This window comes from Sandaracinus amylolyticus (assembly GCF_000737325.1).
GTDB lineage: Bacteria > Myxococcota_A > Polyangia > Polyangiales > Sandaracinaceae > Sandaracinus > Sandaracinus amylolyticus.
The window spans coordinates 1,137,580-1,161,829 of record NZ_CP011125.1; the positions used below are offsets into that span (position 1 = coordinate 1,137,580).

General features: G+C 70.2%; 19 protein-coding genes. 6 read left to right on the forward strand and 13 right to left on the reverse strand.

Features of this window, described 5'->3' with window-relative positions; all coding sequences use genetic code 11:
- Window positions 1–33: 33 nt before the first annotated feature.
- Complete coding sequence (locus DB32_RS04670; protein ID WP_053231216.1) at window positions 34–420, reverse strand: SpoIIAA family protein; 387 nt, start codon at window positions 418–420, stop codon at window positions 34–36.
- A gap of 129 nt (window positions 421–549) precedes the next feature.
- Here DB32_RS04670 and DB32_RS04675 point away from each other — a divergent pair, with 129 nt between their 5' ends.
- Together DB32_RS04675 and glgX are read left to right on the forward strand one after the other, a co-directional pair.
- The gene (locus DB32_RS04675; RefSeq protein ID WP_053231217.1) at window positions 550–2,133 is read left to right on the forward strand and encodes a PQQ-binding-like beta-propeller repeat protein; all 1,584 of its coding nucleotides are present in this window, start codon (window positions 550–552) and stop codon (window positions 2,131–2,133) included.
- Between the two features lie 90 nt (window positions 2,134–2,223).
- Entirely contained in the window at window positions 2,224–4,338 is a 2,115-nt protein-coding gene (glgX, locus tag DB32_RS04680) for a glycogen debranching protein GlgX (protein ID WP_053231218.1), read from the forward strand.
- A gap of 5 nt (window positions 4,339–4,343) precedes the next feature.
- Here glgX and DB32_RS04685 read toward each other — a convergent pair whose 3' ends face one another.
- Together DB32_RS04685 and DB32_RS04690 are read right to left on the reverse strand one after the other, a co-directional pair.
- Window positions 4,344–5,531 (reverse strand): glycosyltransferase family 4 protein, encoded by a 1,188-nt coding sequence (locus tag DB32_RS04685; protein ID WP_053231219.1) that lies wholly within the window; start codon window positions 5,529–5,531, stop codon window positions 4,344–4,346.
- Between the two features lie 116 nt (window positions 5,532–5,647).
- Window positions 5,648–6,250, reverse strand: coding sequence for a DUF2378 family protein (locus DB32_RS04690; RefSeq protein WP_053231220.1), 603 nt, complete (start codon window positions 6,248–6,250; stop codon window positions 5,648–5,650).
- 111 nt (window positions 6,251–6,361) lie between these two features.
- Here DB32_RS04690 and DB32_RS04695 point away from each other — a divergent pair, with 111 nt between their 5' ends.
- Both DB32_RS04695 and DB32_RS04700 read left to right on the forward strand, forming a co-directional pair.
- Window positions 6,362–7,108: an SDR family oxidoreductase gene (locus DB32_RS04695; RefSeq protein WP_053238680.1), complete on the forward strand. Its 747-nt coding sequence runs from the start codon at window positions 6,362–6,364 to the stop codon at window positions 7,106–7,108.
- Between the two features lie 122 nt (window positions 7,109–7,230).
- On the forward strand, window positions 7,231–9,255 hold the full coding sequence (locus DB32_RS04700; RefSeq protein WP_053231221.1) for a hypothetical protein: 2,025 nt from the start codon (window positions 7,231–7,233) through the stop codon (window positions 9,253–9,255).
- 63 nt (window positions 9,256–9,318) lie between these two features.
- Here DB32_RS04700 and DB32_RS04705 read toward each other — a convergent pair whose 3' ends face one another.
- From DB32_RS04705 to DB32_RS04720, 4 genes are all read right to left on the reverse strand, one after another.
- Complete coding sequence (locus DB32_RS04705) at window positions 9,319–9,894, reverse strand: hypothetical protein (RefSeq protein ID WP_053231222.1); 576 nt, start codon at window positions 9,892–9,894, stop codon at window positions 9,319–9,321.
- Window positions 9,891–11,435 carry a SpoVR family protein gene (locus tag DB32_RS04710; RefSeq protein ID WP_053231223.1) on the reverse strand — a complete coding sequence of 515 codons (1,545 nt, stop codon included), beginning with the start codon at window positions 11,433–11,435 and terminating at the stop codon, window positions 9,891–9,893. Before DB32_RS04710 ends, DB32_RS04705 begins: the two co-directional genes overlap by 4 nt.
- Before the next feature lie 68 nt (window positions 11,436–11,503).
- Window positions 11,504–13,615 (reverse strand): ATP-binding protein, encoded by a 2,112-nt coding sequence (locus DB32_RS04715; protein WP_053231224.1) that lies wholly within the window; start codon window positions 13,613–13,615, stop codon window positions 11,504–11,506.
- Between the two features lie 72 nt (window positions 13,616–13,687).
- Window positions 13,688–14,797, reverse strand: coding sequence for a DUF444 family protein (locus DB32_RS04720; RefSeq protein ID WP_053238681.1), 1,110 nt, complete (start codon window positions 14,795–14,797; stop codon window positions 13,688–13,690).
- Between the two features lie 56 nt (window positions 14,798–14,853).
- Between DB32_RS04720 and DB32_RS04725 the strand changes: the two genes are divergently transcribed.
- Window positions 14,854–16,431 (forward strand): DUF4397 domain-containing protein, encoded by a 1,578-nt coding sequence (locus DB32_RS04725; RefSeq protein WP_053231225.1) that lies wholly within the window; start codon window positions 14,854–14,856, stop codon window positions 16,429–16,431.
- A 64-nt stretch (window positions 16,432–16,495) separates the two neighbouring features.
- Here the strand turns inward: DB32_RS04725 and DB32_RS04730 are convergent, their stop codons facing one another.
- From DB32_RS04730 to DB32_RS04740, 3 genes are read right to left on the reverse strand one after another with little or no spacing between them, the layout of a single operon-like run.
- A complete protein-coding gene (locus DB32_RS04730) occupies window positions 16,496–18,001 on the reverse strand; it encodes a MopE-related protein (RefSeq protein WP_083458464.1) in 1,506 nt (501 codons plus the stop codon).
- Window positions 18,001–18,906, reverse strand: a complete 906-nt coding sequence (locus DB32_RS04735; protein ID WP_053231227.1) for a tetratricopeptide repeat protein — start codon at window positions 18,904–18,906, stop codon at window positions 18,001–18,003. Before DB32_RS04735 ends, DB32_RS04730 begins: the two co-directional genes overlap by 1 nt.
- A 32-nt stretch (window positions 18,907–18,938) precedes the next feature.
- Window positions 18,939–19,724 (reverse strand): alpha/beta hydrolase-fold protein, encoded by a 786-nt coding sequence (locus DB32_RS04740; RefSeq protein WP_053231228.1) that lies wholly within the window; start codon window positions 19,722–19,724, stop codon window positions 18,939–18,941.
- A gap of 188 nt (window positions 19,725–19,912) precedes the next feature.
- On the opposite strand from DB32_RS04740, the gene DB32_RS04745 reads away from it, so the two are divergent.
- Window positions 19,913–20,170, forward strand: coding sequence for an MYXO-CTERM sorting domain-containing protein (locus tag DB32_RS04745; protein ID WP_157068724.1), 258 nt, complete (start codon window positions 19,913–19,915; stop codon window positions 20,168–20,170).
- On the opposite strand, the gene DB32_RS04750 is transcribed toward DB32_RS04745, so the two are convergent.
- The 3 genes from DB32_RS04750 to DB32_RS04760 all read right to left on the reverse strand — a co-directional run bounded on the left by DB32_RS04750 (window position 20,171) and on the right by DB32_RS04760 (window position 24,195).
- Window positions 20,171–21,148: a DMT family transporter gene (locus DB32_RS04750; RefSeq protein ID WP_053231230.1), complete on the reverse strand. Its 978-nt coding sequence runs from the start codon at window positions 21,146–21,148 to the stop codon at window positions 20,171–20,173.
- Window positions 21,149–21,237: 89 nt separating this feature from the next.
- Window positions 21,238–22,035 carry a hypothetical protein gene (locus DB32_RS04755; protein ID WP_157068725.1) on the reverse strand — a complete coding sequence of 266 codons (798 nt, stop codon included), beginning with the start codon at window positions 22,033–22,035 and terminating at the stop codon, window positions 21,238–21,240.
- 108 nt (window positions 22,036–22,143) lie between these two features.
- Window positions 22,144–24,195, reverse strand: a complete 2,052-nt coding sequence (locus tag DB32_RS04760) for a PrkA family serine protein kinase (RefSeq protein WP_053231232.1) — start codon at window positions 24,193–24,195, stop codon at window positions 22,144–22,146.
- Between the last annotated feature and the right edge of the window lie 55 nt (window positions 24,196–24,250).

The window sequence follows — 24,250 nt, forward strand, 5'->3', positions numbered from 1 at the left end:
GCGATGTAGCGCGGAACGCGCTCCGAGGACGCGTCAGCCGCTCGAGAGCCACTTCTCGGCGGCGGCCTCGTCGGCGAAGGCGCGCACGCGTGCCTTCCCGCGCTTCGCGATCGCCGTCATGTTGACCCGCGACACGTCGAGCTCGCGGGGCAGCAGCACCGCGACGCGCTCGAGCTTCGTGCGCACCGTGAGGAACTCCCAGCGCTCGGCGTGCACGTCGGCGACGTACGGACCGTGGTTGCCCCGCGCGTCGAACATCACGTTCTTGGTCCCGGCGCGCTCGGCGGCGCGATCGACGGCGTCGAGGTACTCGCGCATCTGCGCGGCCGTGATGTCGTCGTCGCCTTCGACGATCAGCAGGTACGACGCGCGCTTCTCGACGCGCGCCTCGAAGGATCCAGCCCGGAGCGTCTGGCGCATCGCGTGTCTAGATCCCACGTCCGCGGACGTCGTGCACGCGCACCTCCGCCGACCATCGAGCACGACATCGGATCCGCATCTCACGCCATCGGCGGGTGTACGCGCTCCCGCCCGCGCACGATCGCGCCCGTGCCGACCCGCGCGTCTCGAGCGTTCGCCCTCACGGTCCTCGTGCTCACCGCGTGTGACGCGACATCCGCCGACCCCGACGGCGGCGGGATCGTCGATCCCGATGCGGGCGTCGTCGACCCCGACGCCTCGACCGATCCCGACGCCGCAGCCGATCACGACGCCGGCGTGGTCGCGGACGACGCTGCGACCGATCCCGACGCGGGCGATCCGATCGACGCGGCGCTCGCCGACGACGCAGGAACGGAGCTCGATGCCGCGCTTCCGGCGACCGATGCCGGGCACGATGCGTCCTCGCCCGACGCGGGCCCGCCGACGCCGACGTCGTGGGCGCGCGGCTATGGCCTCGGCGGGGCGCACTTCTTCCGCGACGTCGCGCTGCTCGACGACGGCAGCTTCGTCGCCGTGGGCGAGTCCCCGGTGTACGGCGCCGGCGGTGACGAGGCGATCGCCGCGCGCATCGACAGCGATGGAACCGTGCTCTGGGCACGCACCCTCGGAGGCGCGAGCGCGGATCGCTTCACGTCGGTCGCGCTCACCGACGACGGAGAGCTGATCGCCGCCGGGCGGACCCACAGCTTCGGGCCGCGCCTGTGGGCCGCGTTCGTGGTGCGCCTCGCGCGCGACGGCACCGTGCGATGGCAGCGCGCGATCGCATCGGCCGCCTACAGCTACGACGCTGCGTCGATCCGCGCGGTCGGCGGTGATCGGTACCTGATCTCCGGGCTCGCCCTCGCCGACGAGGGCGAGCGGATCGTCGTGACGACGATCGACGGAAGCGGCGCGATCGTCGCGCAGCGTGGTGCGGGCGGCGGCGCGCCCTTCGACGCGCTGCGGCTCGGCGACGGGAGCGTCGTGGTCGCAGGCCAGACGCGCACCGACACCTTCGGCGCGTACTACGCCGACCTCGCGCGCGTCGCGGCGGACGGGCGCGACGTGTGGCGCATCCACGAGAACCAGAACGCGACGGACGAGGCGAACCTGCTCCGCGCGATCGTCCCGGCGCACGACGGCGGTGTCGTCGCGGTCGGCACCGCGAGCCTGCGGTTCGGCAACCAGCGCCGCCGCATCTGGGCGATGTCGGTCGCGGAGGACGGGACGATCCGATGGCAGCGCACGTTCGGCGGCGCGGGCGCGAGCGAGGGCTTCGACGTGGTCGCGATCGACGGCGGGTACGTCGTCTTCGGTCGCACCAGCGCGTTCGGCGACGCGTCGCGCTGGCGCGGATGGATCCTCGGGCTGAACGCGGCGGGCAACGTGACGTGGCAGCGGACCTACTCGAGCGACGCGGGCTCGCAGTGGCTCACCGCGGGCGCGGTGTCGGCGAGCGGTGAGCTCGTCGCGGTCGGCGTCACCTACGCGCCGAGCGGCGGCGAGCACGCGAGCGGCCTCGTGGTGCATCTCGACGATCGCGCGCTCGACGCAGGGCCGTGCAGCGCCGAGCCCGCGTACCTGTCGGCGGGCACGACGATCGCGCTCGACACGCCGTGGCCCGCCTTCCCCACGCCGCGCCTCGCCGCATCGGCGGGCAGCGCCACGATCGCCGACGTGACGCTCGCGTCGCCCGCGGTGTGCTCGATGTGACCGGCTCGCGGCCCCGCCCCCCGCCCGATCGCGCGGGGCGCGGCGAACGAACGCGACACGGAGCCCTGCTCTCCGTACGATCGCGCCGCGATGAACGACGCGCGGCGCCACTCCGCACCTGCCGAGAGCCGTCCCGGCGAGCCCGAGCCGCTCGGTGCGACGTGGGACGGCACCGGCACGAACTTCTGCGTGTTCTCCGACGTGGCGGAGCGCGTCGAGCTGTGCTTGTTCGACGACGCCGGGCGCGAGCGGCGCGTCGAGATGCTCGAGCGGACCGGCTATCGCTGGCACTGCTTCCTGCCCGACGTGGGCCCGGGCACGCGCTACGGCTATCGCGTCCACGGCCCTTGGGATCCGGCACGCGGCCATCGCTGCAACCCGCAGAAGCTGCTGCTCGATCCGTACGCGAAGTCGATCGTCGGCGCGGTCGCCGCCGCGACCGAGACGCTCGGACATCGCGAGCACGACGAGAACGCGCGCGACGATCGCGACAGCGCGCCCTTCGTGCCGCGCTCGGTCGTGACCCATCCGTTCTTCGACTGGGGCCACGATCGCCCGCCGCGCGTGCCGTGGCACGACACCGTGCTCTACGAGCTGCACGTGAAGGGGTTCACCGCGCGGCACCCCGCGATCCCGCCCGCGCTCCGCGGCACCTACGCGGGCCTCGCGCATCCGGCGGCGATCGATCACCTCGTGCGCCTCGGCGTGACGAGCGTCGAGCTCATGCCGATCCACACGTTCGCGAGCGAGCCGCACCTCGTGCGCCGCGGGCTCGTGAACTACTGGGGCTACAACACGATCGGCTACTTCGCGCCGCACGCGGGCTACGCACGACGCGGTGCGGATCCGATCAGCGAGCTCAAGAGCGCGATCAAGGCGCTGCACGAGGCGCGGATCGAGGTGCTCCTCGACGTCGTCTACAACCACACCGGCGAGGGCGATCACCGCGGCCCGACGCTGTGCTTCCGCGGCTTCGACAACGCGTCGTACTACCGCTTGGATCCGCAGAACCCGAGCCGCTACCAGGACTTCACCGGCTGCGGCAACACGCTCGACGCGACGCAGCCGCACGTGCTCCAGCTGATCATGGACTCGCTGCGCCACTGGGTGGAGGAGTTCCACGTCGACGGGTTCCGCTTCGATCTCGCGGCCGCGCTCGCGCGCGGAGAGCACGGTGCCGCGGGGCTCTCGTCGTTCCTCGACGTCGTGCAGCAGGACCCGATCGTCAGCCGCGTGAAGCTGATCGCGGAGCCGTGGGACATCGGCTGGGACGGCTATCACGTCGGGCGCTTCCCTCCGCACTGGAGCGAGTGGAACGGCAAGTACCGCGACGCGACGCGACGCTTCTGGCGCGGCGATCCGGGCAGCGTGGGCGAGCTCGCGACGCGGCTCGCGGGCAGCGCCGATCTCTACGCGAACAATGGCCGTCGGCCGTTCGCGAGCGTGAACTTCGTGACCGCGCACGACGGCTTCACGCTGCGCGATCTCGTGAGCTACGAGCGCAAGCACAACGAGCGCAACGGCGAGGAGAACCGCGACGGGAGCAACGACAACCGCAGCGACAACCACGGCGTCGAGGGCCCGACCGACGACCCGAAGGTGAACGCGCTGCGCGCGCGCCAGCAGCGCAACTTCCTCGCGACGATCTTCCTCTCGCAGGGCGTGCCGCTGCTGCTCGCGGGCGACGAGATGGGCCGCACCCAGCTCGGCAACAACAACGCGTACTGCCTCGACGACGAGACGAGCTGGGTCGACTGGAGCGGGCGCGACCGCGCGCTGCTCGAGCACGCGCGCTCGCTCATCGCGCTGCGCCGCGCGCATCCGGTGTTCCGTCGCCACACGTTCTTCCGTGGCGACGGAGACGTCGCGTGGTACCGCCACGACGGCGCGCCGATGGGCGAGCACGACTGGACGACGTCGCACGTGCGCAGCCTCGGCATGCACCTCGACGGGCTCGCGATCGGCGCGCGCGACGCGAGCGGCGCGCCGCTCGTGGGCGACTCGTTCTACGTGTTCTTCTGCGCGCAGCGCGGGCCGATCGAGCTGCGGCTCCCGCGCGCGCTCGCGAGCGACGAGTGGTTCGTCGCGCTCGACACGAGCGGCGCGCGCGAGGAGGGCGGGACGGTGCACGGACCGCTCGCCCTCGAAGGCCCGCTCGTGCTCGTGCTGCAGCAGGTGCGAGCACGCCACTCGCTCGCGCCGTGACGTGATCACGCGCCCATCGCGGCGCGGACGCGCATGGCGAGCTCGCTCGCGATGCGCGTGACGCGCGGCGGGGCAGGGCGGTGCAGCGCGCGCACGGGCGAGCGCAGGATGCACCGCTCGAGCGCGAGCTCGAACGCGCGCGTCGCGTCGGCGTAGGTCCACGACGTCGCGGTGCGGTGCGCCGCGTCCGACATCTCGCGCCACAGCTCGGGGCTCGCGCAGAGCACTCCGATCGTGCGGCCCGCGAGCGCCTCCGCGTCCTCGATGGCCACGAGGTACCCGTTCTCGCCGTCGATCACGTTGTCGTCGGGCCCGCCCACGCGCGTCGACACCACGGGCACCCGGCACGCCATCGCCTCGAGCGGCGGCAGGTGATAGCCCTCGCAGCGAGAGCCGCACATCCACACGTCGCACGACGCGTAGAGCGCGCGGATCACGTGCTGCGGCGGCCGCTCCTCGAAGCGCGTGCCCGGCGGCAGCGGCAGCTCGGCGACGGGCGCGTGCACGCCGAACGCGACGACCTGCAGATCGGGCAGCGCGCGCTTCACGAGATCGAGCGCGCGCAGGCTCACGTCGACGCCCTTCAGCGGGTTGTCGGAGTAGAGCAGGCCGACGGTCGGTCGCGCCTGCTTGCCGCGCGGCCGCGCGTGGAAGACGTCGAGCTCGACCGCGTTGGGCACGACCTCCACGTCGGTCGCGCCGTGCGCCTCGCGCAGCATGCGATCGAGCGATCGCGAGATCGTGATCTTCGCGAGCGGCAGCCGCATCGCGCTCGCCGCGCGCGCTCGCTGCGAAGGCGCGAGCCAGCCGGGGTGCGCCTCGTCGTTCTGGACGAAGTGCACCTTCACGCCCTTGCGCGGCGGCAGCGCGGCGACCCACTCCGCCGTCTCCCACCACGTCGCGACCACGACGTCGGCATCGGGCAGATCGGATGCGCGCACCGGCCTCGCGCGATCGAGCAGTCGGCGCGGCACGTCGAGCTCGTCGAGGTGCGACGCTCCCCGCGTGGGATGCGGTCCCGCGCCGCGTCCGCGCGCCCAGCTGCGGAGCCGCGTGCGCAACGAGGGCGAGCCCGGCGGGCACCCGACCACGAGCACCTCGTGCCCGCGCTCGTGGAGCCGTTGCGCGTACTGCGCGACGACGCGCACGCCGCCCGAGAGATCGAACACCGGAAGGACGAACGTGATCTTCATGGCCCCACCCGCAGTGCAGCGCGCGCGCCATCCCACGGGTGTTCGTCACCAGGAAAACGTCGAGAAAACTTGCGACATCACGCGCCGGGGCACGCGCGGCACGACGCAGCGTGCGGTCAGCGCGCGGCCCACTGCACGTCGAAGCTGGCGTCGCCGAGGTCGCGCAGGTCCACGCGCACCTCGCCCTCGACGCCACACGCGCGCATTGCTCCTTCGACCGCGCCGACCTGATAGGTCTCGAGGAACGCCGGCAGATCGCGGAAGTGATAGCGGATGTGTCGCTCGCCGACGTCTTCGAGCTCCACGCGACCGAAGCTCACCGACACCGCCCATCCGCGCGCGCCGACGCGCGCGACCTGCGAGAAGCTCGAGCCGAACACGCCGAAGAGCACCTTGCCGACCTGGCTCTCGAGCAGCGCCTGATAGCCCGCGCCGCCGAGCCGCCGCAGCCCTTCACCGAGCGGCGCCGACGGATACACCGCGCGCGCGGTCGCGACGATCAGGCGCATGAAGTCGGCATACGGATAGTCGAAGAACGGCACGTAGCGGCGCCCCGCGATCTCGCTCGACGCGAGGATCGGGTGGCGCGGATCGACGCGTCGCAGTCGCGCGATCGGATCGTTGAAGAAGAGCCCCTTGCACGACGCGCCGTGCGGCAGGGCGCGGACGTGCTCGTCGACGTCGATGGGGCGATCGAAGCGCGGCGCGCCGTACGTCATGCGATCGCGAGATCGTAGATCGCGGCGCCGACGGCGTGTGGATCTTCACGCGACGCGCGCGCTCGATCGACGTGCGGCGATACGATGCGCGCCCCAAACGAGGAGACCGAGATGGAGCTCAAGGACGTCAAGGCGATCGTCACCGGTGGCGCGCAGGGCATGGGCGCGCACTTCGCGAAGCGTCTCGCGGAGGCGGGCGCGCAGGTCGCGGCCGGCGACGTGAACGAGCAGGCGCTCGCGGAGCTGCCGCCGGGCATCCACCGCCGCCGCCTCGACGTGAGCGACACGAAGGACTGCGCCGCGTTCGTGAAGTGGGCGGCCGACGCGATGGGCGGCGTGAACGTGCTCGTCAACAACGCGGGCATCCTGCGCGACGGCCTTCTCGTGAAGAAGGACAAGGCGACCGGCGAGGTCGTCACGCTCTCCGACGATCAGTGGAACGCGGTCATCGCGGTCAACCTGACCGGCGCGACGGTGATGGTGCGCGAGACGGTCGCCGAGATGGTGCGCCGCGATCAGCGCCCGGGCGTCGTGATCTCGATGTCGTCGGTCGCGCGCCACGGCAACCGCGGGCAGAGCAACTACGTGAGCGCGAAGGCCGCGCTCGCCGCCAACGCGGTGACGTGGTGCCGCGAGTTCGCGCCGTTCGGCATCCGCGCGGTCGCGATCGCGCCGGGCATGGTCGAGACGCCGATGACGCGCGGCATGAACCCGAAGGCGCGCGAGGCGCTCGTCGCGTCGATCCCGGTCGGCCGCATCGGCGAGCCCGAGGATCTCTGGAGGGCCGTGAAGTTCTCGATCGAGTGCGACTACTTCAACGGCTACTGCATCGACGTCGACGGCGGCCTGTCGATGTGATCGGCGAGCTCCGAGGGTCCGGGCGACCGGCCTGGACCCTCGGTGCGATCTTGCGAAAAAGGCCTCGCGAGCGTCCGTCCGGGATTGATCGAACGCCGGTTGGCGATGGTAGTCTCGCGGGCATGCCGTACGCCGTTCGCCGTCTTCTCTTCACCCTGTCGATCGCGCTCTCGCTCTGCACGCTCAGCGCCTGCGACGACCCAACGCCGGATCGCCGGCGCGATGGCAGCGTCGGTGACGGCGCTCCTGCCGCCGACGAAGACGGAGACGGCATCTCCGACGCCGACGAAGATCGCGCCACGAACCGCGACAGCGACTCCGACGGGACGCCCGACTTCCGCGACGACGACAGCGACGGCGACGGCATCTTCGATCGCGACGAGGCCGGCGACACCGACCCGCGCACGCCGCCGCGCGACACGGACAGCGACACGCGCCCCGACTTCATCGACGACGACTCCGACAACAACGGGATCCCCGACCTCGACGAGGCGCCCGGCGACGTCGACGGCGACGGCCGTCCGAACCACGCCGACATGGACGACGACGGCGACAACCTCGCCGACGCGCGCGAGCTGCGCGGCGCGCTGCCGCCGGGCGACCACGACGGCGACGGGACGCCCGACTACCACGACCCCGACGCGGACAACGACACGATCCTCGACGGGCAGGAAGGCGACGCCGACACCGACGGCGACGGCACGCCGGACTTCTTCGACGGCGACTCCGACGAGGACTCGATCCCCGACAGCATCGAGGCGGGCGACACCGATCTCGTCACCCCGCCGGTCGACACCGACGAGGACGGCACCGACGACTTCCGCGATCCCGACGCCGACGCGGACGGCATCAGCGATCGCGACGAGGCGACGATGCACGGCACGCGTCCGAACGCGGCCGACAGCGACGGCGACGGCATCAGCGATCTGATCGAGATCGCCGCGGGCACCAACCCGCTGCTGATGACGGACAGCCCGCGCACGCGAGGCGACTTCGTGTTCGTCGTCCCCTACATGATGCCGCCCGATCCGACGCGCGACACGCTCTCGTTCCGCACGAGCATCCAGTTCGCCGACGTCTACTTCCTGTTCGACGCGTCGGGCTCGATGGGCGAGGAGCAGGCCAACCTCGCGGCGGGCGTCGGCACGATCATGTCGAACCTGACGTGCACCGACACCGGCACGCCGTGCACGCGCGACGCGGAGTGCGGCGCGGGCAACATCTGCAGCCCGTTCACGACCACCTGCATCGAAGATCCCGCGACGAGCTCGTGCATCCTCAGCGTCTGGACCGGCGCGGGTCAGTACGGCCAGGCCCAGGGCTCGGGCAACCTGCTGATCAACCGCACGAGCCTGCAGGAGAACCCTGCGACGACCAGCGCGGGCATCACGCTGATCCCGGAGGACGGCGGCACCGAGCCGCTCTTCGGCGCGGTGTGGGCGGCCGTCGATCCCGTCGGATCGCCGATGCCCGAGATGGGCTGCTCGCCGATCGCCGGGCTCATCGGGTGCGCGGGCTACCGCGCCGATGCCGTGCGCATCCTGGTCGCCTTCAGTGACGAGGACAGCGATGGGGACGTGACCGCGACACAGGCGGGCACCGCCCTGCGCGACCGCGGCGTGACCTTCATCGGCGTGGCGAGCGCATCGGCCGCACGAGGCGACATGATCGAGCTCGCGAACGCGTCGGGCTCGCTGAACAGCAGCGGCATGCCTCTCGTGTTCAACGCGAACGCCGACGGCACCGGCATCGACACCGTCGTCACCAACGCGATCAACGAGATCGTCGAGGGCGTCCCGCTGCGCGTGACGATCGAGGCGGCCGACGAGCCCGACGACGCGGGTGACGCGCTGCAGTTCATCGAGCGTCTCGAGACGAACACGACCGGCGCGACGTGCACCGCCGTTCCGACGGAGGACGCGAACCCGGCGGGCGACGGCGTCCACGACACGTTCCCGTCGGTCACGCCGGGCACGCGCGTGTGCTGGGACGTGGTCCCGCGCCAGAACGACACCGTCATGCCGACGCTCACGCCGCAGGTCTTCCGCGCGCGCCTCACGGTGCGTGGCGACGGCTCGCCGCTCGACTCGCGCATCGTGTACTTCCTCGTCCCGCCGCGTCCGCCGGTGATCGAGGGCCCGGGCTGATCGCAGTCGCGACCCCCACGCTCGGAGGAGCCGCTCGACGTTCGTCGGGCGGCTCTCTTCGTTTCACGGAGTCAGCTCGAGCGCAGCGGCGAGGCTCTCGAGGCGCTCCGGCCACTGCCAGAGCTCGGTGGGCTCGCTCGCCTCGCGCGGCGCCGCAGCGTACGCGTCGAAGTCCGCCATCATCGTCTCGCACGCGCTCGCTGCGGCTGCGTCGATCGCCGCCGCGTCCTGACCCGGGATCGCGCTCAGCGCCGATGCCATCAGCGCCGGACATCGCGCGCGTGCGCCCTCCGCCGCCGCCGCGATGCGCGCGAGCCGCTCGCTCGGCATCGGCGGGTCGTCCCACGTCCGCCCCGCGTTCCACGCCCACGGCGACGCGAGCGCATCGCGCAGCCCTGCGCACGGCGTGTCGCCCATCGTCAGGAAGAGCTCTCGCACGAGACCGACGTCGCCCTCGAAGAGCGCGCGCGCCGGCTCCTCGAGCACCGTCCACCGCGCCGCGCGCGCCGACTCGATGCGCTCGCACGCCCGCGTCGCCCGGTCTCGCGCGCTCACGTTGCGCGAGACGTTCCACGCGTACGCGATCGCCGGCACCGAGAGCGCGATCGCGCCGGCGATCGCCCACCGCGCGCGGCTCAACGCAGCGGCCGCTGCACGTGCTCCTTGCCGTCGAAGCGCAGCAAGGTCGGCTTGTTCTCGACCTTCGTGTGGATCTCCACCGGACGACGCCACACGCGCACGAGCGACTTCAGCACCTCGCGCGCCCAGTCGAGGCGCAGATCGATGCCCTGGTGATCGTGCTCCATCAGGAGCTCACCGCGATTGCCGAGGTTCGAGTCCACGACGCGGATGAAGGGCTGTCCGGCGTTCGTGAGCTGGAAGAGGAGCTTCTCCTTCACTTCCTTGAACTTGCGGCTCTCGATCTCCCAGCGATCGTTGCGCGCGTTGTAGCCGAACGAATAGAGCTTCTGCTCCGCGACGAACTCCGGCGTGAGGAACTCGTCGATGAACGTCACGTCGTTGTAGAGCGAGCGCACCTCGAAGATCTTCTTGCGCCCGAGCCCGGTGCGGCGGTTCCAGGAGCGACGCGCCTCGAGATCGTCGCAGTCCTCCCACTCCTTGCCGAACTGGCCCTTGTTCCAGCGCTCTTCCACGTGGCGATAGAGCTCGACGCCGAGCTTGTACGGATTGAGACGGCCATTGCCCGTCTCCATCACGCTCGCATTGCGCTCTGCGTACTCGATGATCTCGCCGTCGTCGCAGATCTTCTCGGTCATCAATCGAGAGTGCCAGTAGCTGGCCCAGCCCTCGTTCATGATCTTCGTCTGCATCTGCGGCCAGAAGTAGTAGGCCTCGGCGCGGATGCCCCAGAGCACGTCGCGCTCCCATCGCTCGAGCGGCGCGTGATCGAGGAGGAAGCCGAGCACGTCGCGGTCGGGCCGCTCGGGGACGCGCTTCGCCTTCTCCTTCTCGGCGTCCATCTTCTTCTGCTGCGACTCGACGAACTCACGAGGATTGATGAAGTCCTCCATGTAGTCCTTGTCGACGCGCAGCTTCGCGACCTCCTCGGGCTCCTCCTCGAGGAACTCGAAGTCCTTCTTCTTCTCCTTCGGCTTCGGCGGCTCGAACGGCTTCGCGGGGTCGATGAGGTTCTCCAGCGACAAGCAGGTGTCGATGAACTCCTCGACCTTCTCGATGCCGACGCGATCGGCCCAGCGGCGGATCGTCGCGCCGTGGTTCGCCATCGTGTCGATCCACTTCCGGATCGGCTGATCGGTCTGGCGATCGATCCCCTGGTTCGTCGCGCGGAAGTAGTAGTTGTTCTTGAAGAAGTCGACGTGCGCGAAGACGTGCGCCATCACGAGCTTCTGATCGACGAGCGAGTTGCCCTCGAGCAGGTAGGCGATCGACGGGTTGTTGTTGATCACCATCTCGTAGATCTTCGACAGCCCGTACTCGTAGCTCTTGCTGAGCTGCTCGTACTCCATGCCGAAGCGCCAGTGCGGGTAGCGCACCGGGAACCCGCCGTACGCCGCGAGCTCGTTCATCTGGTCGTACGAGACGACCTCGAACATCGTCGGGAAGAAGTCCAGCCCGTAGCCGCGCGCGTACTCTTCGACCTGCTTCTGGATGTCGCGGAGGTACGCAGGCGTCGACGTGTTGAGGGCGTACTTGGCCATGTATGCCGAGTGTACCTCAGCACCAGCGATCGGCCCCGCAAGCTCGGCTAGTGCGGGTGCGCCGAGCCTCAGGCGGTGGTGACGTGCGATGTGGTCTCGGCCGCGCTCGCCGCGTCGCGCGTCTCGAGCCTTCGCGCGACCGCGATCAGCAGCGACTCCATCGTGAACGGCTTCGTGAGCAGCTCGGCGTGCTCCGAGAGCGCGTCGTCGATCGGCTCGGCCGCGTAGCCGGTCACGAAGATCACCGGACAGAGCGGGTCGCGACGCCGCACCGCACGCGCGAGATCCGGGCCCGAGAGCCCGGGCATCACGACGTCGGTGACGAGCAGATCGAAGGGCCACTCACCCCAGCGATCGAACGCGTCCGCGGCATGGATCGCGGCGCGCACCTCGTGCCCCGACTCGCGCAGCGCGACCTCGACCGAGCGCCTCAGCGCGGGCTCGTCCTCGACCAGCAGGATGCGCGCCCTGCGTCGCGGCGCTTCGCTGGAGATCTCGACCGGATCGGCCGCGTGCTGCGTCGACGCGAGAGGCAGCGCGACCTCGATGCGCGTGCCCTCGCCGGGCGCGCTCACGACGTCGATGCGACCGCCGCTCTGCGACACCGCGCCGTACACCATCGCGAGCCCGAGCCCGCTGCCCTGGCCGTGCCGCTTCGTCGTGAAGAACGGATCGAACATGTGCCGGCGCGTCGCGTCGTCCATGCCGACGCCGGTGTCCTCGACGGTCAGCCGCGCCCACGACGATCCGTCGATCTGGATCGACTCCGTCGCGATGCGCAGCCGTCCGCCCGAGGGCATCGCGTCGCGCGCGTTGAGCGCGAGGTTCATCAGCACCTGATCGATCTGCCCGCGATCCGCGAGCACCACGAGCGGCTCCTCGCCGAGCGAGACCTCGACCTCGACGCGCTCGCCGATCACGCGACCGAGCACGCGCGCGCTCGCGCTCACCGCGTCGCGCAGATCGAGCGGTCGTCGATGCAGCGGCTGGCGTCGTGCGAGCGCGAGCAGCTGCCGCGTGAGGTCCGCGGCGCGCATCGCCGAGTCGCGCACGTCGTCGAGCTCCGCGATCGGCCGCTGCCCGCGATCGACGCGCAGTCGCGCGAGATCGGTCGCGGCGACGATCGCGCCGAGCACGTTGTTGAAGTCGTGCGCGATGCCGCCCGCCATGCGCCCGAGCGCTTCCATGCGCTGCGCCTGCGCGAGCTCCTCGCGGAGCCGCTGCTCCTCGGTCACGTCGCGCATCGAGCCCTCGAACCAGCGCACCTGCCCGTTCCCATCGCGCACGCGCCGGCCGTGCACCGCGACCTCGATGGTGCTGCCGTCGCGGCGCTTGAGCCGCACGGTGTCGATGTCGCCGTCCTGATGGGCGAGGATGCGCGCGCGATCCGCGGCGTTCGCGTACACGTCGCGCATCAGATCGAGCGCGAGCAGCTCGGACTCGCGCTCGTAGCCGAGCATGCGCACGAGCGCCGGGTTCGCCGCGACGAACTTTCCTTGCGGGCTCGTGCGGAAGAAGCCCTCGACCGCACCGTCGAACAGCTCTTGGTAGCGCGCCGAGCTCGCGCGCTCCTCGCGGCGCGCCTGCTCGAGGTGGAGCATGAGCATGCCGATGCCGACGCACGTCGCGAGCAGCGTCGCGAGCGTGAACCCCCACGGCGCGAACCACCGCACCTCGCGGAGGAACGGGTAGTTCCACGAGTGCAGGCCCCAGAGCAGCAGCGCGACGCACGTGATGGTGCGCGCGGTGCGCGTGCCCTCGGCGCGCAGCAGCACGAGCGCGCCGGTGACGCGCGCGAGGCCGAGGAACGCCGACGTCGGCAGATGCACGATCGCGAACGGCAGCGAGAGCGTGCGCGCGATCGTGCCCGACACGCCGACGAGCAGCGCCGCGGCGATCCACGCGCGATGCGAGCGGCGCCCCGCGAACCGCATCGCGCCGTCCATCATCCACCACGCGCCTGCGGTCTGCAGGATCGTGCTCGTGAGCTCGAGCGCGACCGCGCCGCCGACCGAGAGGTCGACCGCGAGGAGCAGGTGTCGCGCACCGTCGAGCGCGTGCGCCCATGCCCAGCACCTCAGGTGCTCGCGTCGCTCACGCAGGTAGAGGACGCCGAACACCGAGAACAGCACGAGATCGGCTGCCCCCATGCCGAACGCGAACGGGATCAGATCCGCCATCGAGCCGGTCGATGGTACCGAACTCGGGCCGTGCCCGTCGACGGACACCCCACGGAAGGATGGGATCGCCGATCACTTCCCCTTGCCGAGGAATTCCTTGATCGACTCGATGATCGCGTCGCGGTCGCGGATCTCGCTGGTGATCACGCTGTCGTTCTTGCCGAGGTGCTCGCGCAGATCCTTGATGAACTGCCCCGAGCCGTAGGGCGACTCGACCTGCCCGTAGCAGAACACGTTGCTCACCGGCAGCAGCTTCGTCTTGAGCAGCTCGATGCAGAGCAGCGTGTCGTCGACGGACCAGTTGTCGCCGTCGGAGAAGTGGAACGGATAGATGTTCCACTCGCTCGCGGGATAGTCGGCGTCGATGATCTGCGCGGCGAGCTTGTATGCGCTCGAGATCATCGTGCCGCCCGACTCGCGCGTGCGGAAGAACGTGTCGCGATCGACCTCGCGCGCGACGGCGTCGTGGATGATGTAGCGGGTCTCGAGGCCCTTGTACTGCTTCTTGAGCCACGCATCGATCCAGAAGGACTCGATGCGGACGATCTCCTTCTGCTCGTCGCCCATCGAGCCGGAGACGTCCATCATGTAGAGGATCACCGCGTTCGCGACGGGCTCTTCCTCGGTCTTCCACGAGCGGAAGCGCAGGTCGTCGCGCGTGGGGATCACGATCGGGCGCGACGGGTTGTACGTGCCCATCGAGATCTGTCGCTTCAGCGCCTGCTTGTACGTGCGCTTGAAGTGACGCAGCGAGTTCGGACCGACGCGGCGCACGCCGACGTAGCGATCCTTCTGATCGACGAGCTTGCTCTTGCCGCGGTTCTCGATGTTCGGCAGCGCGAGCTCTTCGCCGAGGATGTCGGCGAGCTCGTCGAGCGTGACGTCGACCTCGAGGACGTGCTGGCCCGCGTCCTGGCCCGCCTTGCCCTGGCCGTCGCCCTCGCCCTCGCTGCCGCCCACGGGATCGCCGGGATCACCATCACCCTGACCGACGCCGCCCTGCTGGCGATCGGAGTAGCGGAAGCGCGGGATGTCGATCTGCGGGATGGGGATGGACACGACGTCCTTCCCCTGCTTCCCCATCAGCTCTCCCTGCGACACGTAGCGCCGCAGGTTCTGCCGGATCTTGCCGCGGACGATGTTCTTGAACCGCGAGTGGTCCTGGTCGATGCGGAGCGACACGAACGAGAGCATAGCCCCCGCAGCGCGCGATTGCTCGCGTTCGGAGGCGGTGCACGATGCGCGACGCGCGCGCGGCCGTGCCGAACAAGGCGTGCTCGTTCTGGAGGGAGAACCACGTGCCTTCGATCCGACTGTCGATGTTCCTCGTTGCGCTCTCGTCGCTCGCGCTCGGTTGTGGCGAGCGTGAGTGCGGAACGGAATTCGTGCCCGACCCCGCGACCGGCCTCTGCGTGTGCCCAGAGGGGCGCATCGAGAGCCGCGGCATGTGTCTCGTGCCGGACGGCGGTGTGGAGCCCGATGGCGGACTGCATGATGGTGGCGGCCCCGACGCGGCGGAGGGCGATGCCGGCGGGGACAGCGTGCGAGTTCGCGTCGTCCACGCGTCCTTCCGAGTCCCGCAGATTCTCGTGCGAGTCGCCGGACGCGAGATTGGTCCGATCGTGTACGGGAGCGTCAGCGCGCCCATCGTCGTCCCGCGATCGATCGGCGGCGACACGGAGGTCGTCGTCGAGACCGGAACCGGGGACGCGCTCGTCTCTCGCACGCTCGCGCTCACGGAATCCACGACGCTCGTCGTCGCACCGGAGACGAACGAATCGGGCGAGACCATCTATCCGCTTGCCGACGACCTCCCCGCCGCGGGTGGCGAGCCGGTCTATCGCGTCCTGAACGCGATGTCGGCGCACGCGCCTGTCCTCGTGGGCAACCTGTTCCTCACCGACTCGCCGTTCCTCTCGGAGATGGCGCTCGGTGAGTCGTCCGAGCTGCTGACGACGAGCGATGGGCTCGTCCAGACCGCCATCGTCGACATTCCTGACGAGGGCGACGGCGACATTCTCGCTGCGTTCAGCACGCAGCTCGCGCGCAGCGCGTGGATCGTGCTCTTCGGCGACACCGGCGCTCATCTTGGCGCTCCTCGCGCGATGTCTGCGCTCGCGATCGACGCTGATGGCGGACGTCTGCTGACCCCCGACACGATGCTGTACTTGCTGAACGCCACGTCGGACGACGTCTCGGTGTACGTCTGCGAGACGCAGGGGGGAGCTGGGACGCAGGCGTCGGCACTCGTCGCGGGAAGCCTCCGTCAGATCGTCGTTCCGACCCATCTCGCTGCCGCGGTCGGGCTTCGAGTCGGTCCCGACGAGTCGACGGCCTGCACCGATTCCGAGCTTCCGAGCACCGACCTCGACGGACATCCTCGTCGCGCGCGCACTCTCGTCGTCGTCACGGGCCCGTCTGCGTCGCCGACGCTGCGAGTCGTCCCCGAGCGCGCGCACACGACCGATCCGGCGCCTGGCGACGCGCTGCTCGTGTTCTCGCATTTCGCGGCAGCGACCTATCCGTCGGCGTCACTGTCGCTCGCCGACGCAGATGCTGCGCCACCGACCCCCTTCTTCGCCGGTGCGAGCCTGAACGTCCCCGCGTATGCGGTGGTGCCGCGTGGCACGCTGCAGGGCCGAGTGCAGGTCCGGCATCCGTCGATGGGCAGCCCACTGACCAGCGGAGCCCTCGACGCGACGGACGTCACGGACGTCGTGCACGTCGTCTACTCGGACTCGACGGCAGGCGCACCGGCTCACGTCGTCAGCGGACCTCAGGGCCGGACGTGGAGAGCGGAGGTGCTGCGGCCCTGACTCGGCCGTATCGCGCAGAGCGGCGCGGCGCGCTTTCCCCCGAAAGCGCGCCGCGCCGCAACCGTCAGCGACAGCGCTGGGTGCGCGGCTCGGTCACGACACACCCGCCGCTCGGGTTGACCCGGCAATAGCGGTAGGACTCCGTCGCACCGCACGACGCGCTGCCGTCGGACCAACCCGGATCGCTACCGATGCAGCCACCGCGGTACGAGATGCACGCGACGCAGATGCCGCTGCAGTTCGTGGCCTCCTGCGTCACCGTGCCATCGCAGTTCCAGTCGTAGCCGGAGCCCGGCGCCGGGATCGCCGTGCCGTACGCCGTCTGCGTGGGCCGCACGTTCGGGTTCGCGTCGTTGCAGTCGTACGTCGTGCGGTTGCCCGAGATCGGTCGCGTGGTGGTCCACCGCGCGATGCTCGGGTTCGGGCAGCCGGTGCTCGCGGGCGGCGTGCACCCGGTGTGCGTCGCGCCGCCGCTGAGCGGTGCGAACGTGTCGCCGTCGCAGTCCGCGAACCACGTCGGCGCCGTCTCGTCGGTGCCGCCCGCGCAGTTGTTGTCGCGCCCGTCGCAGATCTCCTCGGCGCCTGGATACACGTCGTCGTCGATGTCGTTGCAGTCGTTCGCCGCGGTTCCGAGGCACGTGTACGTCGTGCCCTCGACCATGTACGAGCCCGGCGGGTATCCGTCGGAGTCCGCGTCGCGAAGCGCGTGCGCGCAACCCATCACTGCGTCACACGTGTCGACGGTGCAGTCGGGGCCCCACTCGCCACGCCCGTTCGTGAAGTTCTCGGTGTCGGCGCAGTCGGGCGCGGTCCCCGCGGAGCACGTGTGCGTTGCGACGTCGCAGACCTCGAGGCCATCGCAGACCGTCTCGTTCTGGCACTCGTCATCCGTCTCGCACGTGTACGTGCAGTCGACGTCACAGCCGTCGCCGTCCTCGGCGTTGCCGTCGTCGCACTCCTCGCCCGAACCGAGCACGCCATTGCCGCAGCCGCGCGTCACGCACACGCCCGCGCGACACTGCCCGCGCGTGGGATCGTCCACACCCCCGTCGACGTCGACCCCTGCGTCCTCGACGCCCGCGTCGGGCATCCCGGCGTCGACGTCGGGCACGTCGACGAGCATGCAGTCGGTGCCGTTCTCGAGGTCGGTGCCCGCGACGCAGCGATGCTCTTCGCACCGCGCTTCGCCGTTGCACTCCTCGGCGTCGTCGCAGTCAGCGTCGGCGTCGCAACTGAACGTGCACGACGTCGGCTCGCAGCCGTCGCTCGGCGTCGAGTTGCCGTCGTCGCACTCCTCGTCGCGCCCGGGATCGACGACTCCGTCGCCGCACGCGCTCAGCGCGCACACTTCGTTGACGCACACGCGATCCGTTCCGCACGCCGTGCCGTCCGCGACGCCGGTGCACGACACGACGGTCGCGTCCATGCCGCCGCCCGCGTCGCGATCCTGGATCGCGCCGTCCACGATCACCGAGCAGCCCGCGTTCGCGCTCACGCCGAGCGCCAGCATCGCGAGCACGACACGCATCGTCGTCATCTTCATCGCACGCCCCCACGAAGCGAAGGACATCAGAACGACCCCGCGACCGCGACGCCGCCGCCGCTCGCGCCGCCCCACGGCGCGAGCGAGATGCGCTCGGGCTCGCGGTCTTCGCCGCCGCCCGAGTCGGCCACGAGCAGCACGATCAATCCCGCCGCCGCGAGCGCGACGCCCGCGCCCATCGTGATGTCCGCGCCGAGCGCCAGGCCGCGCGCCGCGTCGGCCTCCGGCGAGTCGCGGCCGGGTGCGTTCTCCGCGTCCGAGAGCGCGACGCCGCCCATCACCGCGCCCGCGATCAGCGCCGCGCCGCCCGCCGAGAACAGGATGATCGGCACCACCGGCAGCTCGTCGCCGCCCTGCGCCACCTGCGCGCCTCCGCTCGACGGCTGCATGTCGACCGCGACGTCGACCGACTGTCCCGCGGGCACGACCACGCTCGACGTGAACTCGGCGTATCCCTGCGCGCGCACCGCGATGCGATGCGAGCCGGGCGACACCTGGATCGGATCGGGACGCGGCGTGCGGCCGCGATCCTCGCCGTCGACGAGGATCGTCGCGCCCTCGGGCCCACCGGTCACGCGCACGCTGGTGCGTCCCACGCGCTCGCGCAGCGCCGACACGCGCGCGCGCGCGTCCGACTGGTGCTCGTCGTTCGGATCGGCGCGCTCGAGGTAGAGCTCGAGCGCGTGGATCGCGTCCTCGAGACGACCGAGGCGCTCGTACGCCTGCGAGAGGTTGAACTGGAGCAGCGGCCGCGGATCCAGCTCGTACGCGCGCGTCCACTGCTCGATCGCCGCGTCGTAGTCACCCTGCGAGTACGCGGTCTGCCCGCGCTGGAACAGCGTGCGCGCGTCCTCCTGCGCGATGCCGAGCGCTGGCACGAGCGCGATCGACAGCGCCGCGACCAGCGCGATCCAAGTCCCCCGAGCGATCATCCAGTGCCTCCCTCGCTCCAGCCTACTCGTTCTCAGCGCGACGACGCGAGCGCGCCGACGTCACCGCGACCCGGCCGCGCCCGCGCGAGCAGCTCGCGGAAGAGCGGTCTCCACGTCGCCCAGCCATGTCGCCCGTCCTGCTGCAGCACGTGTCCCTCGGGCAGCGCGCGCGCGAGGAGCTCGGCCGCGGGCGCGAGCCGCTCGCCGTTCGCGAACCCCAGGTAGAGCGCGGGCATCGACTCCGGATCGTCGACGTAGCCGCGCAGCCACGACCACAGGAAGAGCGAGTAGTTGTCGCGATCCACGCGCGACGGCAGCTCGCTCGGCGGGGTCCACTCCGCGAGCCCGCCCGCGTCGATCACCGTCTGCACGAACGACTCCTCGCCGAGGTACGGCGAGAGCAGGATGATGCCGTCGACGTGGCGCGCGTGGTCGCTCGCGGTGAGCAGCGCGCCGAGCCCGCCCATCGAGACGCCGACGATCCAGATCTCGTCGTACCCGCGCGCGAGCGCCGGCGCGAGCACGTCCTCCCAGACCTTCTCCGACACGCCGCCATCGCCGTAGTATCGGAAGTGGAGGTTCACCGCGACCGAGTCGCACGCCGCGCCCGATCGCAGCAGGTCCTGCGGGAACCCGTGATCGAGATACGTGTCGGGGCCGTCGAGCATGCCCGGCAGGAAGATCATGAGGCAGCCCTGGCGCTCGCCTTCTTCGCGCAGCACCGCGAGCGCGGGCACCGGGCGCGAAGGCGACTGCACGAAGTAGCAACCACCGAGGATGACGGCGACGAGCGCGGACGCGACGAGCGAGCGGAGCATGGCGCGCATCGTTCCACTCCACGGGCCCCCTGCCAAACGTCGTGCAACACCGCCTCGCGACCGCCTGTCCGCAACGGACGCGCCAGCGAAAACCCCCGGAATTCGCGGGGCGGCGCGTGCGACCGATGGTCACGTCGCGCAACTCTCGCGCGGTTGCCCGCGACCGCGAGCCCGGCGAGCATGGCGCGATGCGGACGATCCTCGCGCTCGTGCTCGTGCTCTTCGTGCTCGTTCCAGCGGCGCGCGCCGACGTGATCGAGACGTGTCCGGACGGACAGCGATTCGAGTCGAACCCGGTGCCCGAGGGCGCGATGCACCACGCGGGCGGCCGCTGCGTGGAGGACGAGGCGGCGGGTGGCTGCGCGATCGGGCACGGCGGCGGATCGGGGAGCGCGGTCGTGCTGATGCTCGCGGCGCTCGCGCTCGTGGCCGCGCGTCGCCGCTGATCACGTGCTCTCGAGCGGCGCGATGGGCGTGCTGCGCGGTGATCGCAGCGCCCACGCGACGCCGACGACGAGCAGCACGATCCCGGCGAGCGCCATCGCGTCGGGAAGCCGCCCCCGGAGCACGAACGCGTAGCTCAGCGCGGCGAGCGTCTCGAACACGATGAGCTGTCCCGCGATCTGCGTGGGAAGACGCTGGCTCGCGCGGTTCCAGCACGTCGCGCCCATCCACGACGCGAGCAGACCCACCGCGAGCATCGCGAACACGAAGCGCGACGGTGTCGGCCCGAGCGGCAGCGGGAATTCGCCGGTCCCGGAGAGCGCGCTCCACGCGACGAACCCCGCGTAGCCGATCGCGGCGATCGGCAGCGTCACGACGCCCTGCGCGGTCGCCCAGGTCGACGCGGATCGCGCGCGCGACGCGCGCAGCCACGCGGCGTTGCGGATCGGGTACCAGGTCCAGCACACGAGCGCGCCGATCGCGAGCAGGCCACCGATCGCGTAGCGTCGCGGATCGGCGCTCGGATCGGCGCGCAGCGCTTGCCACTCGGCGCGGTTCACGAGCGCGATGCCCGTCGCGATCAGCGCGAGCGACGGAGCGAGACGCGACCACGCGACGCGCTCTCCGCGCGCGTTCGACACGAGCGCGATCACGACCGGCAGCGTGCCGATGATCATCGTCGGCAGCGGCGCGCCCGCGCGCTGGATCGCGGCGGCGAGGCACAGGTAGTAGAGGACGTTGCCGACGAGCGCGAGCTTCGTCGCTTCGATCCAGTCGGCGCGCGAGAGCCCGCGCAGCTGCGCGCGATCGAGCCACGCGAGCGGGATCGCGATCACGCCGAACGCGACGTAGCGCCCGAACGAGAGCGCCACGGCCGGGTACTCGGGCAGGAGCAGCGGCACCACGAACACGAGCCCCCAGAGCAGCCCCGCCGCGAGCGCGTAGAGGGCCCCGGAGACGTTGGCGTCACGATCGGACATGGCGGCAGCGGGATGCGCGGATCAGCCGGCGCGATCCCACGCCTCCTCGAGCTGCCGCGGCACACGCGCCGCAGCATGCGGCTGCGCGATCAGAAGGGCACGCCGCCGTCGCCCGGAGGCGGCGGAGGCGGCGGAGGCTGGTCCGAGCAGAGCCCCGCGGCGCGCTTCGACACCGCGCACCGGCACACCGCGTTTTCTCCCGCGTAACAGCCGCTCGCGTTGCCCGACGCGTGCAGCATCACGAGCTGCACCACGTCGCCCTCCGCCCCGGGATCCATCCGCTCGAGCTCGGTGTCGAGCGCAGGCGCCGGGTCGAGCCACGTGAAGGCGTAGTAGCGCGCGATCCAGAGCGCGTGCTCGATCGGCGTCGCGATCGCGTCGTCGGGCTCGATGTGCGCGCGCGTCCAGAGCGTGCCGGCCGGCTCCTCGATCACGATCGCGCCCTCGGGGAACTCCTCGTGCGGCGTGCGCGACGGAGCCAGCCACGCCTCCTCGACCGCGTCGAGCGTCGCCCACGCGCTCGGCGCGCCGCCGACCTCGACGCGCACCCGGGCGCCGCGCAGGTCGACGTCGGCGTGCCGGAACTGGAGGAAGAGCGAGCCGTCCTCGCGCGTCGACCCCACGGTCACGAGGCCCTCGTGGACGACCCGCGCCCACGCGTTCGGTCGATACGTGCCCGGCGGCGCGACGATCCCGGCCCTCGTGCCGCGCTCGATCACCTCCGCCTCCGGAACCTCGGCGCCCTGCGGCAGATCGCAGGTGCACCCCACGTCCTCGAGCACCTCGTAGTCGGCGACCGGGCAGACCCAGACCGGCGCCTCTCCTCCGCCTTCGACACAGCCGACCGCGAGCGTCGCCGCGAGCCAGACCCGAGCACCTGTTCGCATCACGTCCCCCTCGCGATGCGTCGCCGCGGCGGACGCGCTCTTCCAAAAACGACACGGGGCGCCCTCGTCACCGAGAGCGCCCCGCCTGCGTGCACGACCTGCGAGCGACTACTTCTTCACGTCGCCGCGCGCGAAGATCGACGCGACGTACGAGAGCACGTCCTTCGCGCTCGCCTCGTTGTAGCCGTAGTACTTGATCAGACGATCCTTGATGACGTCGATCTTGTCCTGCGTGTCCTTGTCGATGACGTTCGACACGAACGACGAGAGCTTGATCGAGTCCTTCTGATCCTCGAAGAGCTTCATCTCGAGGGCGCGGCGCAGGCGATCGTTGGTGTCGTAGGAGAACTTCTTCCCCTCGATCGCGAGCGCACCGATGTAGTTCATGATCTCGCGCCGGAAGTCGTCCTTGCGCGACTCCGGGATGTCGATCTTCTCCTCGATGGAGCGCATGAGTCGCTCGTCCGGCTCCTCGTCACGGCCGGTGTAGCGATTCTTGACCTTCTCCTTCAGCGTGTACGCGCGGACGTTGTCGATGTAGTTCGCGCTGAGCCGCGAGATCGCCTCTTCGTCCGCCGAGATCGCGCGCTGGACCTCGTTCTTCACGATCTCTTCGTACTCGCCCTTCACGACGCCGATGAGCTCCTGGTACTTCTTCTTCATCTCGACGTCGGCGAGCAGCGAGTGGTGCGCGAGGCCCTTCTCGAGCTCGTTCAGGACCATGAAGGGATTGATGTATCCCTCGACACCGTCTCTCACGAGCGCATTCGAGATCTTGTCCTGCACGTAGCGCGGGGAGATGCCGTCGAGGCCTTCGCGATTGGCCTCCTTGCGCAGCTCCTTCACGTTGTCCTGCGTGAAGCCCGGCAGCGTCTTGCCGTCGTAGAGCTTCATCTTCTGGAGCAGCGAGAGCTGGTGCTTCTTCGGCTCCTCGAGCCGCGTGAGCACCGCCCACATCGCCGCGACCTCGAGCGTGTGCGGCGCGACGTGCTTTCCGCGAAGGCGCTCGGGGCCGAACTCCTTCTTGTAGATCTTGACCTCTTCCGAGACCTTCGTGATGTACGGGATGTCGATCTTGATCGTTCGATCCCGGAGCGCCTCCATGAACTCGTTGGAGAGCAGCTTCTTGTACTCGGCCTCGTTCGTGTGACCGATGATCACTTCGTCGATGTCGGTCTGCGCGAACTTCTTCGGCTTGATCTTCCGCTCCTGCGTCGCGCCCAGCAGGTCGTAGAGGAACGCGACGTCGAGCTTCAGGATCTCGACGAACTCGATGATGCCGCGGTTCGCGATGTTGAACTCACCATCGAAGTTGAACGCGCGAGGATCGGAGTCCGATCCGTACTCGGCGATCTTTCGATAGTTGATGTCGCCAGTGAGCTCGGTGGAGTCCTGGTTCTTCTCGTCCTTCGGCTGGAAGGTGCCGATGCCGATTCGGTCCTTCTCGCTCAGCACGAGTCGGCGCACGCGCACGTGCTTCGCGATGACCTGGCCCCAGTCACCGCCGTACTTCTCCATCAGGCAGCGGAAGATGTAGCGGCTCGCGGGATTGAGCGTGCCCGGCGACACCACGCGCACGCGATCGGTGCCGAGGTGGAGATCCTTGATCGCGCGCTCGCGCCACTCCTCGGGGATCAGCTTGAGGGGCTCTTCGTTCATCGGGCACGGCAGCTCGTCGGACTCACCCGCGAGGCCCGTGTCCTTGAGATTGACCCACTTGTACGTGTAGAGCGCGCCTTCCTGCGTGCGCGAATAACGCTCGATGCCCTTCTTGAGCAGGCGCGCGATCGTGCTCTTGCTCGAGCCGACCGGGCCGTGGAGCAAGATGATGCGCTTCTCGGGGCCGTACCCGAGCGCCGCTGCGTGCAGCACGTTGACGAGCCGCATGAGCGGGATGTCGAGACCGAAGACTCCGTCCTTCCCGCCGTCGATCGGATCGCTGAAGAACGGATAGCGCACGAGGCGCTTCTTGTTGTCGATGTACTCTTCCTCGCCGTAGCTGACGATCATGTCGTACAGGCGCTGGAAGGCGTTCCGGGTGACCTGGGGACGCTCGCGCACGACGCGGAGGTACTCCTCGAACGAGCCCTCCCAGTTGAGATCGCGATACGTCGCGTAGTCCTGTAGCGAAGCGATACGAGAGACGAGGCTGTCTTCCATCAGTGCCATTGAAGGTGTGTTCCTCTCGTGACCCGCGTTGATTCGGTGATGCCAG

What these genes read in the sequence shown, in the direction of transcription:
- DB32_RS04670 (WP_053231216.1), bottom strand. Translation starts at nt 420, where the DNA reads ATGCGCCAGACGCTCCGGGCTGGATCCTTCGAGGCGCGCGTCGAGAAG.
- glgX (WP_053231218.1), top strand. Translation starts at nt 2,224, where the DNA reads ATGAACGACGCGCGGCGCCACTCCGCACCTGCCGAGAGCCGTCCCGGC.
- DB32_RS04685 (WP_053231219.1), bottom strand. Translation starts at nt 5,531, where the DNA reads ATGAAGATCACGTTCGTCCTTCCGGTGTTCGATCTCTCGGGCGGCGTG.
- DB32_RS04690 (WP_053231220.1), bottom strand. Translation starts at nt 6,250, where the DNA reads ATGACGTACGGCGCGCCGCGCTTCGATCGCCCCATCGACGTCGACGAG.
- DB32_RS04695 (WP_053238680.1), top strand. Translation starts at nt 6,362, where the DNA reads ATGGAGCTCAAGGACGTCAAGGCGATCGTCACCGGTGGCGCGCAGGGC.
- DB32_RS04700 (WP_053231221.1), top strand. Translation starts at nt 7,231, where the DNA reads ATGCCGTACGCCGTTCGCCGTCTTCTCTTCACCCTGTCGATCGCGCTC.
- DB32_RS04710 (WP_053231223.1), bottom strand. Translation starts at nt 11,435, where the DNA reads ATGGCCAAGTACGCCCTCAACACGTCGACGCCTGCGTACCTCCGCGAC.
- DB32_RS04715 (WP_053231224.1), bottom strand. Translation starts at nt 13,615, where the DNA reads ATGGCGGATCTGATCCCGTTCGCGTTCGGCATGGGGGCAGCCGATCTC.
- DB32_RS04725 (WP_053231225.1), top strand. Translation starts at nt 14,854, where the DNA reads ATGCGCGACGCGCGCGCGGCCGTGCCGAACAAGGCGTGCTCGTTCTGG.
- DB32_RS04730 (WP_083458464.1), bottom strand. Translation starts at nt 18,001, where the DNA reads ATGTCCTTCGCTTCGTGGGGGCGTGCGATGAAGATGACGACGATGCGT.
- DB32_RS04735 (WP_053231227.1), bottom strand. Translation starts at nt 18,906, where the DNA reads ATGATCGCTCGGGGGACTTGGATCGCGCTGGTCGCGGCGCTGTCGATC.
- DB32_RS04740 (WP_053231228.1), bottom strand. Translation starts at nt 19,724, where the DNA reads ATGCTCCGCTCGCTCGTCGCGTCCGCGCTCGTCGCCGTCATCCTCGGT.
- DB32_RS04745 (WP_157068724.1), top strand. Translation starts at nt 19,913, where the DNA reads ATGCGGACGATCCTCGCGCTCGTGCTCGTGCTCTTCGTGCTCGTTCCA.
- DB32_RS04750 (WP_053231230.1), bottom strand. Translation starts at nt 21,148, where the DNA reads ATGTCCGATCGTGACGCCAACGTCTCCGGGGCCCTCTACGCGCTCGCG.
- DB32_RS04755 (WP_157068725.1), bottom strand. Translation starts at nt 22,035, where the DNA reads ATGCGAACAGGTGCTCGGGTCTGGCTCGCGGCGACGCTCGCGGTCGGC.
- DB32_RS04760 (WP_053231232.1), bottom strand. Translation starts at nt 24,195, where the DNA reads ATGGAAGACAGCCTCGTCTCTCGTATCGCTTCGCTACAGGACTACGCG.